The organism is Streptomyces sp. PSU-S4-23, from assembly GCF_055632315.1.
This window is the reverse complement of sequence record NZ_JBVMUU010000001.1, coordinates 60,577-77,308: the sequence shown is the minus strand read 5'-3', so window position 1 is coordinate 77,308 and position 16,732 is coordinate 60,577. Positions and strand designations below refer to the sequence as shown.

20 protein-coding genes are annotated in these 16,732 nt (G+C 69.9%); 2 read left to right on the top strand and 18 right to left on the bottom strand.

Annotation, left to right across the window (positions count from 1 at the left end; translation table 11 throughout):
• Window positions 1-42: 42 nt before the first annotated feature.
• Entirely contained in the window at window positions 43-1,410 is a 1,368-nt protein-coding gene (locus ACZ79I_RS00450) for a replication-relaxation family protein (protein WP_471493015.1), read from the bottom strand.
• Between the two features lie 830 nt (window positions 1,411-2,240).
• Between ACZ79I_RS00450 and ACZ79I_RS00445 the strand changes: the two genes are divergently transcribed.
• Entirely contained in the window at window positions 2,241-2,675 is a 435-nt protein-coding gene (locus ACZ79I_RS00445; RefSeq protein ID WP_471493013.1) for a hypothetical protein, read from the top strand.
• 111 nt (window positions 2,676-2,786) lie between these two features.
• Window positions 2,787-4,382 (top strand): PIN domain-containing protein, encoded by a 1,596-nt coding sequence (locus ACZ79I_RS00440; RefSeq protein ID WP_471493011.1) that lies wholly within the window; start codon window positions 2,787-2,789, stop codon window positions 4,380-4,382.
• 115 nt (window positions 4,383-4,497) lie between these two features.
• On the opposite strand, the gene mobF is transcribed toward ACZ79I_RS00440, so the two are convergent.
• The 17 genes from mobF to ACZ79I_RS00355 all read right to left on the bottom strand — a co-directional run bounded on the left by mobF (window position 4,498) and on the right by ACZ79I_RS00355 (window position 16,729).
• Window positions 4,498-6,441 carry a MobF family relaxase gene (gene mobF / locus ACZ79I_RS00435; protein WP_471493009.1) on the bottom strand — a complete coding sequence of 648 codons (1,944 nt, stop codon included), beginning with the start codon at window positions 6,439-6,441 and terminating at the stop codon, window positions 4,498-4,500.
• Window positions 6,442-7,072: 631 nt separating this feature from the next.
• The gene (locus ACZ79I_RS00430; RefSeq protein WP_471493007.1) at window positions 7,073-8,176 is read right to left on the bottom strand and encodes a ParB/RepB/Spo0J family partition protein; all 1,104 of its coding nucleotides are present in this window, start codon (window positions 8,174-8,176) and stop codon (window positions 7,073-7,075) included.
• Window positions 8,176-8,910: a nucleotide-binding protein gene (locus ACZ79I_RS00425; protein ID WP_471493005.1), complete on the bottom strand. Its 735-nt coding sequence runs from the start codon at window positions 8,908-8,910 to the stop codon at window positions 8,176-8,178. The genes ACZ79I_RS00430 and ACZ79I_RS00425 overlap by 1 nt, the downstream gene beginning before the upstream one ends.
• A gap of 264 nt (window positions 8,911-9,174) precedes the next feature.
• Entirely contained in the window at window positions 9,175-9,654 is a 480-nt protein-coding gene (locus tag ACZ79I_RS00420; RefSeq protein WP_471493003.1) for a hypothetical protein, read from the bottom strand.
• On the bottom strand, window positions 9,651-9,974 hold the full coding sequence (locus ACZ79I_RS00415; RefSeq protein WP_471493001.1) for a hypothetical protein: 324 nt from the start codon (window positions 9,972-9,974) through the stop codon (window positions 9,651-9,653). Before ACZ79I_RS00415 ends, ACZ79I_RS00420 begins: the two co-directional genes overlap by 4 nt.
• Window positions 9,975-10,055: 81 nt before the next feature.
• Window positions 10,056-10,301 carry a hypothetical protein gene (locus ACZ79I_RS00410; RefSeq protein ID WP_471492999.1) on the bottom strand — a complete coding sequence of 82 codons (246 nt, stop codon included), beginning with the start codon at window positions 10,299-10,301 and terminating at the stop codon, window positions 10,056-10,058.
• Window positions 10,302-10,339: 38 nt separating this feature from the next.
• On the bottom strand, window positions 10,340-10,513 hold the full coding sequence (locus ACZ79I_RS00405) for a hypothetical protein (RefSeq protein WP_365800635.1): 174 nt from the start codon (window positions 10,511-10,513) through the stop codon (window positions 10,340-10,342).
• Between the two features lie 22 nt (window positions 10,514-10,535).
• Window positions 10,536-11,651, bottom strand: coding sequence for a DNA polymerase III subunit beta (gene dnaN / locus ACZ79I_RS00400; RefSeq protein WP_471492997.1), 1,116 nt, complete (start codon window positions 11,649-11,651; stop codon window positions 10,536-10,538).
• The gene (locus ACZ79I_RS00395) at window positions 11,648-12,127 is read right to left on the bottom strand and encodes a hypothetical protein (protein ID WP_471492996.1); all 480 of its coding nucleotides are present in this window, start codon (window positions 12,125-12,127) and stop codon (window positions 11,648-11,650) included. The genes dnaN and ACZ79I_RS00395 overlap by 4 nt, the downstream gene beginning before the upstream one ends.
• 11 nt (window positions 12,128-12,138) lie before the next feature.
• Window positions 12,139-12,693, bottom strand: a complete 555-nt coding sequence (locus ACZ79I_RS00390) for a hypothetical protein (protein ID WP_471492994.1) — start codon at window positions 12,691-12,693, stop codon at window positions 12,139-12,141.
• A gap of 3 nt (window positions 12,694-12,696) precedes the next feature.
• Window positions 12,697-13,566, bottom strand: a complete 870-nt coding sequence (locus ACZ79I_RS00385) for an Lsr2 family DNA-binding protein (RefSeq protein WP_471492992.1) — start codon at window positions 13,564-13,566, stop codon at window positions 12,697-12,699.
• An 11-nt stretch (window positions 13,567-13,577) separates the two neighbouring features.
• Window positions 13,578-14,102, bottom strand: a complete 525-nt coding sequence (locus tag ACZ79I_RS00380; protein ID WP_471492990.1) for a WhiB family transcriptional regulator — start codon at window positions 14,100-14,102, stop codon at window positions 13,578-13,580.
• On the bottom strand, window positions 14,099-14,560 hold the full coding sequence (locus ACZ79I_RS00375) for an ASCH domain-containing protein (protein WP_471492988.1): 462 nt from the start codon (window positions 14,558-14,560) through the stop codon (window positions 14,099-14,101). Before ACZ79I_RS00375 ends, ACZ79I_RS00380 begins: the two co-directional genes overlap by 4 nt.
• Window positions 14,557-15,237, bottom strand: coding sequence for a GGDEF domain-containing protein (locus ACZ79I_RS00370; protein WP_471492986.1), 681 nt, complete (start codon window positions 15,235-15,237; stop codon window positions 14,557-14,559). Before ACZ79I_RS00370 ends, ACZ79I_RS00375 begins: the two co-directional genes overlap by 4 nt.
• Before the next feature lie 89 nt (window positions 15,238-15,326).
• A complete protein-coding gene (locus ACZ79I_RS00365; protein WP_471492984.1) occupies window positions 15,327-15,623 on the bottom strand; it encodes a hypothetical protein in 297 nt (98 codons plus the stop codon).
• Between the two features lie 40 nt (window positions 15,624-15,663).
• The gene (locus ACZ79I_RS00360; protein WP_471492982.1) at window positions 15,664-16,044 is read right to left on the bottom strand and encodes a hypothetical protein; all 381 of its coding nucleotides are present in this window, start codon (window positions 16,042-16,044) and stop codon (window positions 15,664-15,666) included.
• Between the two features lie 112 nt (window positions 16,045-16,156).
• Complete coding sequence (locus ACZ79I_RS00355; RefSeq protein WP_471492980.1) at window positions 16,157-16,729, bottom strand: hypothetical protein; 573 nt, start codon at window positions 16,727-16,729, stop codon at window positions 16,157-16,159.
• Between the last annotated feature and the right edge of the window lie 3 nt (window positions 16,730-16,732).

The following is a 16,732-nucleotide window of genomic DNA, read 5'->3' as shown; positions in this document are numbered from 1 at the left end:
GTCCTGGGCAAGCCCTCGGGCTGCCGGGAGGTCTTGCCCGGGTCAGCTGCGCCAGCGCCCGAGCCAGCCGCCGGCCTTCGATGCCTGCGCTGCCGCCTGCTCCTGGAGCTCCTGCTCCTGGCTCTCGCGTTCGGCCTGTTCGGCCCGTCGCTCCGCCTCGAGCGCCCGGGCCTTGCAGTCGTCGCACAGGTGCGGGTGGCTGTCCCCGCGGCCCCAGTCGACCGCGATGCTGGCCTTCCACCGGTCGTCGGTGAACTTGGCCCCGCAGTCGGCGCACACCGGACGCTGAGCCTCGCGTTCGGCTGCTTCCCGCGCGAGACGGCGTCGCGCCTCTTCAGCGCGGCGGGCGAGGGCGGCGTCCCGGCGGGGGTTGCCGACCGCGTCCCACAGGTTCTGTAGATCCGCGCGGCCGAAGCGCCAGAAGGCGGGCCCGGCCGGTCCGTGCTCGCGCAGCAGCTCCAGCGTGGTCGCCACGATCGGCATCTTCCCGTTGTAGAGGTGGAAGCCGTCGGCCTCTTGGCCCTGCCAGTGCTCGCGGGTGAGGGCGGCGACCTTCTTCATCTGGCTCAGCGCGGGCCGCCGGCCGACCTGGTTGAAGACGAGCAGGACCGGCGGGTGCGTCGCGTCGCCCCACTGGGGCTCGGGGGCGGACCAGCGGGTGCGCCACATCGGCTTGTCCTGGCCGTCGGTGTCCTTGGCCTTGCGGTGGAAGTGGCGCATGTACTTGTCGAACTTCAAGGCGATGACCGGGGCTTCCTCGGTGCAGTTGTCGGCCTCGATGAACAGCAGCGGCAGCCCCACCTCCGGGGCGATGAGGACGAGGTCGGCCCATGCGCATCCCACGCCGGGGTTCTTCCACGTGCCTGTCGTCGGGAGGGCGACCTCGGTGGCGTAGGAGGTGATGCTGCCGATCCCGTCGGGCGCGTCGACACAGGCCTGGGCGGCCGCGACGGCTTCGGCCGGCTCACCGGCCACCAGGTGAAGGTCAGGCTTCGGACGGATCATCGCGATGACCGTCTCGTTGACCGTCATCGCGTGCGATGCGCCGGAGCGGCCCGCGCTCTTGGGCATGCCGCCCACCTCCTCCGGCCCTCGGTCCAACTCGAGTCCGGCAGCGGCCAGCCCGTCCTTGGTGAGCAGGCGCACCTCCTCTCCCACTCGGGTGCGGCCGCCGTCGACGGCCAGGCCGTGCCTGCGCAGGTCGTTGAGCGCGCCTCGATGGGAGGCGGTGCGCGCCTCCTTCCGTGCGGCGGGCGTCTTCTTGAGGGTGTGCCGGTACGTCAGGTGCGGTGAGGACAGGCGCTGGATCTGGTCTGCCGTGGCGGCCTTGAGCACCCCGAGCACGCGCAGCACATCGGCGCGCAGGTTGTTCGTCGATCCCGCCTCGTTCGTCTTGCGCTTGCCCGCCATCAGCCCTGCCCTCCCGTCGTCCGCGTCCGGCTACCGGCCGGGCGCCGGCCCCGCCCGGCCGCAGAGGGCATCCGGCGCGCCGTGAACCCGATGGTCGCCTCCACCACTGACACCCCACCCCCACCTATTTCCCAGGACTTGGTCAGTGAGAGGAGGAGAGAAGAGGGTTGTGACGACGTCCCGAGGCGCCGGAAAGCCGTGGTGTGCTGGGGAAATGCGGTCCGCGCTCGTGCCGGGCACGGAAGTGGGTACGGCAGTGGGATCGCAAGCGCCGGCGGCAGGAGACCGCGGCGGCTTGCCCATCCGACCAGCCCTCCCAGCTCGAGGCGCGCGGCTCCACGGTCGGCGGCGCGGTCAGGGTACGGCGGGCGCCTGTGTTCGGTCGTCATCCCAGGTCTCTCCCTTGCATCGTGGCGTCCTCCACCGGCCCGGTGACGGCCGGTGGCACACCCGCGCGAGGGAATCAACCCCGATGGCTCGGTGGCCGCTGCATGCCCCTCCTGCGGGCGCGTGGCGGCCATCGTGAACACCCACCCCTTGTCCGCGACCTGACGGCAGCCGGTAGCGAAGTTGGTCAAGGAGAAACACCCGCTCCTGGCGGCCCGACCACGATCGGACAAGGGGTCCGTGGTCGGCCCGACCACAACTCGACAAGGGGTGATGGTCGGGCCGACCAGACTCGACAAGGGGCCCGGTTCAACCCATGCAGTCCTAGTACATCCCGGTTTGACGAGGGGAGAGATCTCCGGCCTCTGTCCACAGGCCGGCGGTCGGACCCTGCTGGAGAAGTCGTCGTGATCGGCACGGCGACCGTACGTCAGGAGCTGCCCATGTCCCCCATCGTTCCCTCGCTGCCCCCGCACCTGGTCCAGCTGGGCTTCGACTACATCCTGGCGGTGGAGAGCGGAGACGACGTCCAGGCCGCGCGGCTCGCGCCCGAGGTGGAGCAGCTGTCGGGGCTGCTGCCGGGCATCGCGGAACTGATCGTCTTCCCCGTGACCGCGCTGTCCGACGACACCGACCCCTGCGCCGACTCCTTCGTCCTGGACGAGGTCGGCGTCATCTACCTGATGGCGATCCGCGCGTGGGCCACGCACGCTCCCGCGGCTGCCGCGCCGGGGATCGCCCGCACCATTGCGCACTTCGTCGGCCAGGTCCTCGCCGACGCGCCGAAGGACGTCGTCCGGGCTCTGCAGGCGCTGCGCGATGAGGAGGTGGAGCGGGCCCGAGCGGCGGTGGCCTCCGTGGTGGCTTGGCACCGGTAGCGGCACCACTGTGCGGATGGATGCGCATCGGGTGCGGTCGGTGCGCATCCATAGCAATCCGGCTCTGCTGCCGGTTGAGATACTGCCTCCTCAATGACGCGGGGAGGCCCAATGATCATCTTTGATACGAATTCCGTGAACCTTCTGCCGCCCGAAGGCCCGCGTGCGGACATCATCCGGAAGCTGCGTCAGTCACGGCACCACAGGGTCGCTGTGCCGTGGATGGTCCTGGAAGAAATGGCCGCCCACCAAGCACATCTCTATCCCGTGAAGCACCAGGCGGTCGTGAACACGCTGGCCAAGCTGCGCGACTTCCTTCCCTGGGATCTGGAAAGCTCACTGGAGCCGATGGACCTGGAACGGCTTCTGGAGCACTGGCGAGAGGTCTATGGCGAGATCTTCGAGGTGATCGAGACCAGTAACGAGGCCATCCGCAAGGGCTTCCAGCGGGAGGCGATGGCCCTTCCGCCAGCGAAGCGCGCTGACGATCACTCCGTGGGGGGCCGCGATGCGGCGATCTGGTTCTCCATCCTGGAATTCCTCAAGCAGAACCCGGACGAGCACGTCCACTTCGTCACGAACAACACCAGCGACTTCGGCGACGGAACCACCTACCCGTTCCCGATGAACGAAGACGTCCGCGGTCTTGAGGGCCGGCTCACCCACCTCAAGGACTTCAACGACGTGGTCTCCCAGTTCACCAAGGAAGTGTCCGGGAAGGACGCAGAAGCCACTGCAACCGAGTTGCTGAGGTCACCGTCAGTTCGGGCGGGAGTCGCCCAGGCGGCGAGGAACCTCAGCACGCTCTCCGGGTTCGCTGGGCTGAGCGACGACGGCGCGCCCGAGGAATGGTACGCGTGGTGCGAAGATCCCGAGGTTGAACTGCTCAGCGTCACGGAGGTCACGGGCCACGAGATCGAAAGCGATGTCTGGTACACGGCCAAAGCCCGATGGCTGCTGTACGGCCTTGCCGTCGACGAGACAGAGACTCTGGCCGGGAACGTCGCCTCCCTCTGGGAAATCAAGATTCTGTTCTCCACGCGCGACGACGAAACCCCAACCCTGCTCGCATCGGACGAACCAGCATCGCCAGACGACGGCGACGAATCATGCATGGAGATCCTCAAGAGCCTCAAGCGGCGCGTTGCCGACGTCGCCGCAGCCGCCAAACGGAGCCTCCTTACAACTCCGACTCCGGTGGAGCGCGCAGTCGCCGACCAGATTGCGCCCTCCCTCGCGAAGCTTGACCTGGCCACCACTCGCCTCGCCCAGCAAGCCGCCGCCCAACAGGCAGCGCTCATCAATGGCCCCCTACAGCGTCTTGCCCGTCAGATGGCTGCCGATCAGGCAAAACTGATCAATGGTCCCGCCCAGCAGCTCGCACGGAAGATCGCTGCCGACCAGGCAAAGCTGTTCAACGGACCTGCGCAGCAGCTCGCCCGGCAGATGGAAGCCAACCGTGCCGCTCTGCAGGCCGCGATCAATAGTCCCGCACTACGTCACGTCCAGCAGATCGCGGCCTCGCTCCCCAAACTCGACATCGCCACCTCACTCCCCAAGATCGATATGCCCGCCGCGTACCGCCCAAGCGTTCGTGAGCAAGGAGTCGAGAAAAGCGATGAGCAGGCACAGGTCTTGGATGCCCCAGAGGCTCCCGAGCCCAAGGCGGAGGAACCACAAGCAGACGGTGACACCACAAGCGAGTGATCGGGCGGTGCGGCCGGCCGCACCTGACTGGGTTGGGTGAGCTCCCGTCCCGGCTCGGGGGTAACACGGAACAGGAGCCCTACGTCCATATTCCTCGCTACGCAACCGTACGGGCTCATCGGCCAGCCTCTGGCCCGCGGCGCGGGTCCGGCTGCTGCAGGCGGTGCACCTGCTGGTCGTCCTCGCGCACCGAATGCGCGCCGTCGGCATCGTCCCGGTGCGCGTAGCGGTCCATGGTGGCGCGGGCGCGGTCGGCCGCCGCGGTGAAGGCATCTTGGAGCTGACGTAGCCGCTCGGCAGTGAGATCGAGCGCTTCTACGTCCGTGCGGGACTTCTTCAGGGCCCGCAGCGCCGTCATGTCGAGTGCCGGCCGGGGCTCGGAGTCGGCGTCTTCGTCGCCGTCCGGGAACGGGATGAGGAGTTGCTCGGGCATCGCCGCCTGCTGGTGCGCCACGACGTCGTCGTACAGGGCGCGGCCGGTGCGGCGCGCGGTACGCAGCCGGGCGTTGAGAACGGTGGAGGCGATGACCGCACGCTGGTAGAGCAGCGGGACGCGCGGGATGTCCCACTCCCCCGGCTCCAGGGGCAGGCGCGGCATATCCGGGTCGCCGGGGCCGGCTGGTGGCTGGCGGTCGGGTCCGGCGCCCGGTGGGCGGCGGGTGGGCGGGTCGGCCAGGGACCAGCGGGCGGTGTAGAAGCGGTAGGCCGGCATGCGGCCGCGCAGTGTCTTCGGCTCGCTGATGTCCAGGCAGTGCGTGGCGATGGCGGCGTCCACGATCTTCTCGTCCAGGCCCGGTGCGCGGCGGCGGCCGCGCAGGACGAGGGCGAGGTGACGGCGGGCTTCGGCAAGCAGCTGCCGCCGGTGGAAGTAGCCGTCCTTGTTCATCACGAACACCATCGCGGTGACGTCGACGGCCGCCAGGGCGACATCGACCACGGCGGCGACCCGGGCCCGGATCGCCCGGGCTGAGGCGCGGGCGCGCTCGAGGAGGGAGTCGATGACGTTGACGGTCACCCCGGAGGTGAGGATCGCGCTCGTCTTCCACCACGCGCGCAGCTGCGCAAGCGGCCGGGTCTGCTGCTTGGGCGGGCGAGTCTTCTTCGCCGCTATCGCGTTCAGCTTGGCGCGGGCCTTCTCGGAGACCTCGGGCGCGAACTTCAGGTTGCCGTCGTCGACGACGGCGGTGACGTACTCGTGCTCCAGGTCGGCCCGGCAGGCGGCTATCTGGTCGCTGCGCCGCGAGGTCCAGCGGATCAGCTCGTGCGGCACCCCGGCGATCTCCATCACCGGGCGGCGCCCGGCGGTGACGATGCGCGGCTCGGAGGCCAGCCCCAGCGCCTCGCACACCTCAGCCATCACGATCTCGTTGTAGAGCGCGGACGCGGCGACGGTGTTCTCGAACATGACCTCCGAGTGGACCGATCCCCACGTCCCGTCCAGGCGCTGCCCCTTCACCGACAGCAGCAGATGGTCATGGAGCAGCGGCATTCCCGACCGGGCCTCGTAGTGGCGGAAGCGGGCGGCGACCAGACCGCCGGGTGGCCGGACCTGGTAGACGCCGTCCTTGCCGAAGCGGATCACCGCCACCTGGTCCTCGATCCACTCCAGCGCCCGCTCGATCGCCCGCTCGTGCGCGGCCTCGATCACCCGCCGGGTCTCGTCATCACCCAGCGCCCACAGCAGGTAGATCGTCGGCTGCGGACGGAAGACGAGGTCGAAGCCCGTGACCTTCACCCGGCGACCGAGAGCGCCGGCCTTCCACGCGGACTTCGGCGACTTGCCCGCGGCCAGCAGGTCGGCCTCGATCAGATCCGCGTGCGGGTGCCGGCCTCTCTCCCCGAACAGGTTCCGCAGCTGCGCCTCGGTGACGATGTCCCCCGCGGCCAGCCCGAGGGCGGCGAGTCCGCGGCCCATCCATCGGCCGACCGGGACACCGGCCTCCTCCTGAGCCTTGGCGAGCGGCGTGCGCGCCGGGCGCCGACTGTCGCCGAAGACGACCTGGCGCAAGTAGTAGCGGTACATCTGCCCGGCGGTGATCAGCGCGATATCCATCGTCATACAGACACGCCACACGGCCCTGACCTGCAAGAAAAGCCCGATCAGCGTTGCGTCCCGCCAGGCGGGAGCAGCAGCCGAACTTTCTTCTCAGGTGCCCGCCAGGCGGGAAGCAGCTCCGGCCGACACACGAGTGTCAACGCTCTCCGGTCGGACTTCACCAACACCCCGGTCGGACTTCACCAACACCCCGATCCACGCCACAGGGCACCCGACAAACGCGCACACGACGTCCCACCGGTCCCTGGCCGAAGGCGGTCTTGCGGGCCACGAGCGCAGCTTGGTTGGCTGATCGTTTCCGATGACCAGGAGGGGCAGCCGTGGCAGCGCACGAGGCCGGGACCGAGTTGGAGCGCCTGAAGTCGTTGATCTTCAGCACCGTGTCGGAGCTGTGGGAGGACAAGGAGGCACTGGGCAAGTTCCTCAACGTCGTCCGGCGCAGCGAGACGTTCGCCCCGCTCGCCGACACGCTGGAGCAGTCCACGGTCCGGCCTGCGAAGCCCACGTTCTACGGCGTGAAGAGCAAGGAGTTCCAGGAGCAGCAGGGCGGGCGTGAACGCCGGAGGGCCGGTTTCCCAAAGTTGGGAAACCGGCCCTCGTGGTCGGCAGAGCGCGGCCCCTCGCTGAGGCTCGGTCAACCGGCAGAAACGGCCTGGTCGTCTCTATGCCGAATGAGCAGGTCCAGCATCTTGGTGAACTCGTCCGGCGGCATCTTGAGGATCAGGTACTGCGCCGCTTCCACTCCGTCCTTGTAGGGAAATAGCTTGGGCTGTTGCTCCCTGCCGCCAGTCGTCGTTTCGGCAGGGCTGGCCTGCCCGGGAACGGACGGCTGAACGGCCACGTTGTCCAGCTGCTCATGCTTCGTGGCTGCCGGTTCCACCTCGTCCGTGGTCAGGACTGGTTGGCCGTCCGCAGGCGACGCGTTCGACGTGTCGCTCTCTGCCTGCTCTTCGTCCAAAACCGGGTTTTGAACCGTCCTCCGCTTCCGCGGGGGCTTCGGCTCAGTCGCCTTCCGCTTGATTTCGGCGACTCGTGCCCGTTGCTCTGCAGGATCCTCAGTCTGGCTGGCGAGCAGCCGGGCGTCCTTGAGTTTCAGCTCGCCGGTGTCGACCTGGTCCTGGATGTCGGGGGCGAGGTTCAACAGGGACAGCCGCTGCGACACGTACACCTGTGTCTTGCCGATGCGTTCAGCGACCTTCTCCTGCGACCCGTGCTTGGCCACCATCCGCTTGAGGAACTCGGCTTCCCTTATGGGCGCAATGTTCTTGCGGTGGATGTTCTCGATGACGACCGCGTCGTCGATACGTCCGTCCTCGTCCCCGAGCTGGTCTTGGACGCGGATGTCGATACGGGTCCAGCCGAGTTGCCGGGCGGCGGCCAGGCGCCGGTTGCCGGTGACAACAACCCATTCGGCCTTGCGGAAGGTTGCTCGGTCCTTCGGCTTGAGCTGCTCCACCACGTGCGGCTTGGCCCGCTCATACACGCTCCGTGAGACCACGGCGAGCGGCTGGAGCTGGCCGATCTCCTTCAGCGTGGCTTTCAGCTCCCGGAATTCGGGGTCGGCGTCGGTGTAGTCCTCGTCCGGCCGTGGGTTCTCCGGGTTGCTGACGATGGTGTGCATCAGCACGGTGGCTGGCGGCTCCTTGGGCCCGCCATCAGCCGCTCCGGTGTCCCCGGCTGTGTCTGAGGTACTCCCCGTGCCGAGTAGATCGGTCCAGGCCTTCTTCTTCGTCGCCATCAGCGGCCGCCCTTCTTACCGGCGCCGATCTCGACTGCAAGCTGGTAGAAGTCCTCGCGGGCCTCCATGGCCACCCGGTTCTTCTTGTACTGGGTGACGACGGTGCCTTCCAGAGCCGCGCGGGTGTGGACCTTGTAGTGCCTGATCACGGTGTTGGCGAGCTTCCACCCTTGGGCCTGGACGAAGTCCTTGGTCTGATCGAGGTCGGCTTCGCCGTCGCGGGGGTCCCAGTTGTTGATGACGACCCAGTAGGGCAGCCCGAGCGGTTTGACGACTTCCTCGATGGTGTCGCGGGTGGGCATGAAGCCCAGCGGCTCGGGTTCGACGGGGACGATGATGTCGTCGGCGATGGCGAGGACGGCGCGCATGGCGTCGGCGGCAGCACTGTTGCCGAAGGGGTCGCCGGCGTGCTGTTTCTCGTCCTCGGGCAGGTCCATCCATCCGGGGGTGTCGATGAATGCGTGCTTGACCTTGCGGGACTTCTTCAGCTCGGGGAAGAAGTCGAGGTCTGCGCGGGACTTGGTCTGGATGAAGGAGAAAGGCAGGTTGTCGCCGACTCGTTCGGACCACCAGGTGGCAGAGCCCTGGGGGTCGGCGGAGACGGCGGCCACGTAGTCGGGTTCGCCTTCAGGGGAGGCGCCAAGGACGTTGGCGGTGATGGCCGCAGTGTTGACGGTGAGAGTCGATTTACCGACCCCGCCTTTGCGGTTGATGAGCGCGGTGATCCGTGCCATGAGTGGTACTCCGTGGGTTCCGTGTGCTTCCCGGCCCGGAGGGTCGGTACTAGCGGACCGGGACAGCATGGCATGAGTCGCGCGTCGCTCCACAGCACGCGTCGACCGGGCGCGTCAAAACCCGGTTTTGAGAACGCGTCAGGCGTCGGTATCCCCCTGTGCTTCAAAACCCGGTTTTGAAGCACAGGGACAAAAACGCAAAAAAGGCTCTGCCCCCGCCCGGTTTGAACCGGTTGGGGGCAGGGCCTCTTTGTGGGGTGTCGTCTATGCGGTGGGCTGGGAGACGGCGAGCAGGTCGTGTCCGTACGCCTGCATCCAGGCCTGGCAGAGGTGATGGTCGGGGTTGGCGGGGGCGGTGGGCCAGATCCGGCGCCAGGTCGGGCGCCGGCCGACCAGGCCGACCAGGCCGACCTGATCGAGGCGGTCGTGGTCGTCGCCGTCTCCGGCGGGCCAGTGTTCCAGCAGGACCAGGGGGCCGGGGAAGCGGGCGGTGAGCTCGTCCCAGATCTCCCCCGCCCTGTTGGTGGTGGAGGCTCCCAGGCCAGTCTCGGTGACGATCGCGACGTGCCCGTGCTCTCCGGCCCACCACACCCGTAGGTGGGCGATGCCCCCGCCGGCCGCCCACGCCGACCGGTACGGCCAGGCGGGTTCGTCGCAGACGAGGGCGGTGTGGGCGTCGGCTACCGGTGGCAGCGGCGTGAACGGGGCGGCCGGGTCCATGGGTGTCTCCGGGGAGTCGGTCACGGCTGCTCCGTGTACCGGATGGGCTTGCCGAGGCTGCGCGCGTAGTCGATCTCGCGGGCGGTGCTGTCGCCAATGTAGCCGTCGGGGTTGACGACCAAGACCTCGTCCGCCATGTCGATCTTCCGCAGGTGGAGGGTGTCCAGGACCCGCTTGAGCCGGTCGGCCTGCTGCTGGTCGGCCCACAGTGGGTGGGGTTCCTTGAGGTTGCATCCGGGGGCGAGGACGACGCGGCCGGCTGCGGTCTCGTACAGGTTGGCTTCGGCGAGCTTGTCCCAGTAGGCGGTGGAGCCGCACAGGACGACGATGGTGGGCTGAGGCACGGATGTCCTTCCGGGTGGGGCGCCGGGGCGGCCGGACTCGAGGTCGACGGCCGCCCCGGGCGCTGCGGGGTTGAGCGGGGGTCAGGCAGTGGCAGCCGCGGGGGCCTTCTTGTGTTCGTCGCGGTGCGCGGTCTGGGCGGGTTCGGCGAGGACGCGCAGGCCGTGGGGGTCGCCAACGTTGCCGTGCTCGCTGCACACGACCTGGTAGCTCTTGCGGCCGGTGCAGCCGGACTCGGGGTCGCGGGGCTTGCCGGACGGCTTGATCGCGTGGGTGCAGACGGTGCCGTCGGCGTGGAGCGGGTCGATCGCGATTTTGATGCGGGCCATGGGTGGCCTTCCTGTGTGCAGGGGCGGTTGGGGTCGGATCAGTCGGTGGGGGTGTCGGTCACCACGAGGAAGGTGTCCGAGGGGAGGTCCATGACGACCTGGGCGGGCTGGCCCTGGGAGCGCTGCTGTGCGGCGTACTCCTCTGCGGGCCAGGAGCCGCGGGGGCCGCCGGCGGGGAAGCGCTCCAGGACGGTGCGCGGTGTGTCGGGCATCGGGACGCCTCCAGTTCTGGGGTCAGCTGCTGAGGCGGACCGGCATGAGGAGGTAGCGCAGGGCCTGGTCGTCGCTTCCGGCGCCGCGCATCACGGCGGGCTTGGTAGCGGAGACGAACTGGAAGTGGACGGACTCGGCATCGATCGCGTTGAGGCCGTCGATCAGGTACGAGGGGTTGAAGGCGATGCTGAGCTCGCCGCCTTCGAGGCTGGTGGAGACGTTGTCGACGGCCTGGGCGTCGTCACTGGTGCCGCCTTCCAGGACGAGGGTGTTGTCGGCGGTGAAGGTCAGCTTGATCGGGGCCTCCCTGGTGGAGACCAGGGCGACGCGCTGGGCGGCGGCCTTGAGGGCAGCGATCTCCACGGTGGCCTCGTGCGCGAACTCGTCCGGGAAGAGCGTCTGGTACTTGGGGAGTTCGCCCTCCAGGGCGCGGATCGTGGTGGTGTGGTGCTCGCTGCGCAGGCTGAACAGGCCCGAGTTGGCGTGAGGCAGGGCGAGGTCGACGGTGGTGTCGTCGGCGGCGGCCTTGGTGGCGTCGGTGAGTGCCTTGGCGGGGATCACGGCGGTGGAGTCGGCCAGGTCGGCGTCCTTCCACGGCACGGTGCGCACCGCGAACCGGTAGCGGTCGGTGGCGTAGAGGGTGAGGGTGCCGGTCTCGCTGTCGTGGCGCAGGCCGATGCCGGTCAGGGTGGGAAGGGACTCTTCCTTGCTGACCGCGCACGCGACCTGGGCGACTGCTTCGGCGAAGGCGGGACCGGCGAGGGTACCGGCGGCGGCGCCCGGGTCGGGGAGCGCCGGGTACTCCTCCAGGGGCAGGGTGGGCAGGGTGAAGCGGGCGGACCCGGCCTTGAGCACCATGCGGGGGCCGGTGAGTTCGAGGTGCACGTCGCCGCGGACGGTGCCCACGATGTCGGACAGCAGCCTGCCGGAGACCAGGGCGCGGCCGTTCTCGGTGACGGTGGCGGGGACGGCGGTGTCGGCGGACACCTCGTAGTCGAAGGCGCTGAGCCGCAGCCGCTCCTCCTGGGCGTCCAGGAGGATGCCGGCCAGGACGGGGACCGGCCGGCGGGCGGGGAGGCTGCGGGCCGCGTAGCCGACGGCGGCGGCGAGGTGGGCCTGTTCGATGGTGAGCTTCACGGGCGGGTCCCTTCGGGGTGTTCGGGAAGGTCCAGCAGGAGGGGGAGCTGTTCGGCGTCCGGGGCCGGGGCGGTGCGCGCGGTCTGCGGCCGGGTGGGCGGCATGACCGGGGTGGCAGCCGCGCCGACGTCGACGGCGAGAAGCCCGGCGTCGGCGAGGGCGTGGGCGCGGGTCGTGGCGCGGGTGACGGCGTGGTGTCCGGCGTCCAGGTGCAGGTGGCATCCCTGGCACATCGCGCGCAGATTCGCGGGGTCGCAGTTCTCGGGGGTGTGATCGAGGTGGGCGGTGGTGAGGCAGACGATGCTGCCGGTGCCGTACGCCTCGCCCTCGTGGACGTTGGGGCAGCGGCCGGGGTGTGTGCCCCGGCCGCATTCCCCGAGGCACTCGCACCGCCACCCGGCCCTCTCCTTGATGGCCAGGGAGATGGCCGGCCAGTTGGCCGGGTAGCGGAGCACGTTCTCGGGCCGGATCGGCACGGCGTCTCCGGTCAGCCGTCGGCCGGGCGACGCTCGTAGTCGGCGATCAGGTCGCCGATCCGGTCCGCGTCGCCGGTCTCGCCGACCCAGGCGCCGGTGTGGGACCACACGCTCGTGACCGCCACGTCGCCGTCGTGCCAGAGGAGATACGTGCCTTGGCGTTCGAACAGCCCGCAGTCGGCGACGTGGACGCTGATTCCGGTCCGCTGGTAGATGTCCCCGGCGTCGGCAGTGAGGAAGTCGAGTTCCCCGTCGCCGATGCCTTCCGGTGACGGGGCGGGCGCCTCCTGCAGGAGTTCGAGCGTGGTGACGTCCAGCCATATCGGCTCGTCCGGGGTGCGGGGCGCCCGGACGTAGCCGGTGACGCGCAGCATGTCGCCGGGGACCAGGTCGTGCAGCACGGCGGCCGCCATGGCCGGGTCGGTCACCGTGCAGGGCAGGACCATCTCGTCCGCGCGCTCGTCCGTCGGGCTGACGAAGATACGGAAGCGTGCTGTCGACCCGTGGAGGCCGGGCACCTTCTCTTCGTCCAGGAAGCCGTCCAGGGCTATCGCGTCGTCGGCCATGGGTCAGCTCGCCTTCGCGGCCGGGGCCTGGTGGGCGGCGTCGTACTCGTCGGTGATCGACTTCTTAACCACGCCCGCGCTCGCGACCTTGTAGCCCTTGCTGCGCGCCCAGGCCCGGATGGCGGCCAGCTCCTCTTTGGTCCGCCCGGTGCCCAGGCTCGGGCGGATCGGGGTGGGCGCGACCTTCGCCGGAGTCGCGTCGGGGCTCGTGGTGGTGGGGAGGGTGCCGGCCTTGATGGCCTTCAGCTCCTCCTGCGCCTGCTCCAGCTGGGACTTGAGGGTGGCGACCCCCTCCTCCGCCTTGCGTTGCGCGTCGTCGGTGGCGTGCCGGGCGGTGAGTTCGGCGAGGTCGCTGCGTACCCGGGCGGCCTTGTCGCGGATGCCTGCCGCCGGGTGGGCTTCGGCCCACGCGAGCAGTTGCTCCACCGACACGTCGACGCCCGCCTCCACGACCTCCACGGACTTCCCGGCGGCCGTGTCGCCGTCACCGCTGCCGGTCTGCTCGGACGCGTCGATCGTGGCCTCCGTGGCGGCGACCAAGGCGGTGATCTCGTCCTCGGTCAGGCCCGTCGCCTCGGTGATCTCGGCAACGGGGTGGTCGGCGTAGTACATGGACAGCGCCGTCGCCTCGAACGCGTTGGCGGTCTTCTGCGGCATGTCGGGGTCTCCTTCGGAGCTGGGGAGGAGGGGGAGGAGTGTGGTGACGGTGTCGTCGTCGCCGGGCAGGCCAAGCGCCTCGAGGAGGAGGACCAGGTCCTCCTTGCTGCCGGCGTTGCGGGCGGTGACCCGGGCCGCGGCGGCTTCCTGCTCGGTCGTGGTCGGGTCAAGCGGGAGGCCCTCGGCTTCGAGGGCCTCCTTCCAGTCGGTGAACATCGCTGCGCCCCCTACGCGGCCTTGAGGCCGGCCATGAGCCGGGTGCGGTTGTGCTCCTGCTGCGCGGGGGTGACCGGCCGGTGGGGCGGCATCGGTCCGTTGACCTCGCGGTCCAGGCGGACGATGCGGGCCTGGTCCACGGTCAGCGGGGTGTGCCGGGCGGCGGCGGCCCGCTCACGGCGGACCCGGTCCTGGTAGGCGAGGACGTCGATCCAGTCCGGCCCGAGGCGGTCGACCATGCGCTTGCGCAGCGTCTTGCGCTGGCGGGGCGTCGTGGCCGCCCAGATCCCGACCTCGGTGAAGTCCTCGTTCACGAGGGCCCACTTGAGGCAGTCGGTGACCAGGGGGCAGCCGGAGCAGGCCCGCCGCGCCTTCGACAGCTCCTTCTCCTTGCGGTTGCAGTCGCCGTAGTCGAAGTCGAACAGGGCCGGGGTGAGCTGGCACTGGGTGGGAGTCGGACTCTGAGGCTGGGGGAATCGCGGGTCGGGCTCGCCGTGGTCGGTGTAATGGCCTACGCCGGAGCGGTTGCGGATCATGAACTGGCCTCCGAGAACAGGCGCGCAAGGTCGGGGAGCTGAAGGAGGACCTGCTCGAACACCGGCAGCGGGACGCGCCAGGGCCCGAGCGCGCCGCCGCAGGGCACGGGCAGCGGGAGGGCGTGGACGTCATCCAGGTCCAGGTGGGAGCAGCGGGCCTGTGCCCACGGGCTGCACGGGTCGCCGTCGTCGGTGTGGGAGCCGGTGATGCGGGCGACACCGAGGACCGCGCTGAAGTGCAGCTCGTGGCCGCGGATCGTGCGGGCCACGAGCGGGTCGCGCAGGGCGGCCCGGTCCATGGTCTTCTCCGCACCGGCGTGCAGCAGGCGCCAGCCCGGCGCCCAGTCGCGGGGCCTGTTCTCCACGCGCTTGTCGCCGTGGACGATGCACGCGGTCCAGGGCTGCTTGATGGTGATGCCGCGGATGAAGTCCGGGGCGTACAGGGTGGGGGCTTTCATGCGGCCTCCTTGAGGCTCGCGGTGCCCGGCCGTCCGTCGCGCCGGCCGTTGACGGACGGCACGGTGGCGTGGGAACGGTCGGCGAGGACCGCGCGGCCGGTGTGCTTGCCCGCGTACATCGCGGCGTCGGCGGCCCACTGAAGCAGCGACAGGTCGCGGGTGCCGAGGGCGTCGGGGCAGGCGGCGCCGATCGACGCGGCGACGTCGACCAGGGCGCCGTCGTCGACCTGAACCGGCTGCGCGAGCAGCGTGGTGAGCTGGGCGAGACGGAGCTCGCGGCGGGCGGGTCCGATCCGCACGGCGAAGGCGAACTCGTCACCTCCGAGCCGGCCGACCGCCCCGCGGCTGCCTGCCCAGGTGGTGAGTCGGGTGGCGGTGGCGGCCAGGACGCGGTCGCCGGCGGCGTGCCCGCCGGGTCCGTCATTGATCTGCTTGAAGTGGTCCAGGTCCACGATCCCGACCAGGGCATGGTCGCCGTGCCGGTCGGTGATCTGCCGGGCCTTGGCGGTGAAGCCGTCGCGCCCGAGCAGACCCGTGAGCGGGTCGCGGCGGGCGGCGGACAGCTTGCGGTGCATGCTGACTGCGTGCACGGTCCAGCCGGTCAGCGGCACGGCAAGTGTGGTGATGATCAGGGCGCGTTGCCCGGTCGGGGCCTGTACGCGCACGGTGGAGGCCATACTGGTCTCTCCCTCTCGTCATGTACGGGATGGGTGGCCCGGGGCGACCGACTGGTTTTCCGGCCTTTGGCGGCCGTCCCGGGGCGGATTCAGAACGTGCGGCGCGTGCCGAGTAGGCCGTGGGGGTTCACCCAGGGAGCGGCCGTCGCCTTGTTCCAGTCGAGGTCCCAGTCGGGCCGCAGCCCTCGGGCACCCCAACCGCTGACGAACTCGTACGGGATCTCCTGCCCGGCCTGGTGCAGCAGCCGCGCCTTGTCGTATGCGTCGTGCGCGGCGTTGCGGGCAGCGAGGGGGTCGTCGGCCAGGCCGACGAAGATGTGGATGCGCTGCCCTGGCTGGTCGTTGTGCTTGGTCGGGACGTCAACCTCGAAGTAGCGACGCGGCATGACGGCCCATCTCCTTCCATCGCTGGTCGTGACCCGGCGCTCAGCGGCCGGTCGTGTGGGCGGCGGTGATGCGAACGGTGTCGGCGAGCAGCACGGCGAGTTCGTGGCCGTGGTCGACGGCGTCCTCCAGGCGCTCGATGAGCTCGGGGGCCAGCCCCCTGGCACGAGCACTGCTCAGCAGGCCCTCGAGGTAGAGGGCGTCACCGAGGACGCGGCCGCGGACATCCAGGACGCAGGGCTGCAGGTGCAGCGCATCGGTGTTCTTCGCGGTGGCGAGGGCCGCGTGGTCGGCGGCGTCGGTGTAGGCGGTCTCGGTCTGTTCGGTGAGCAGCGCGTCGACCTGTGTGGTGTCGCCGTAGGTGCGGCGCCAGCCGAAGCGGGCGGCGGCGGCTTCCATGAGGGAGCGGCGGGCGAGGGGCACGGTGACCTCCGGGGAGGGCCGGTCGTCCGGTCTCGGCTGACCGGACGGACACCGCACGGCCCCGCCGTCGCCCTCTTGGGGGGTGCGGCGGGGCCGTACGGAGAGCGTCCGGTCAGCGCTTGGGGAAGCGGAGGATCGTGAACTCGGTGCCGGTGCCGTAGGTGCGCGGCTTGGCGGTCAGGAACTCCGGCTGCTCGTCCGCGAGGCGCTGCAGCTCCTCCTCGATCCACTCGGTGGAGCGTTGGAGGGCGAGGCGGTCCAGGTGGAAGTCGGTGAGGTAGACCGTTTCGTCGTAGTCCGAGCGGCGCTCCGCGTTCAGCCGCTGGAGCACGATCTCGCGGGCGGTGTCATCGGCGGGACAGGTCGGCAGGTCCCGGGGCAGCGCCCGGCACTGGGCGGCGTGGGCGTTGGCGATCTCCCCACCCGCCTGCTCGGAGGAGAGGTAGTGGTCGCGGTCCTTGGAGCGGGTGCGGAACGAGCAGCCCAGGCAGGCGACAACGTAGTAGGTGCCGTTGACCCCGGCGTCGGCGGTGTAGACGAGGACGACTGCACCGGCCAGCCCGAGGAAGCGCTGGGTGACGATCACGCCTTCGGGCTTCCAGGTCTCGCCGATCTCCGACCACGGCTGCGGGGTGTACTCCGACTCGGTTGCGGTGCGGGTGCGGGAGAAGAGGGTGAGTGCCATGGG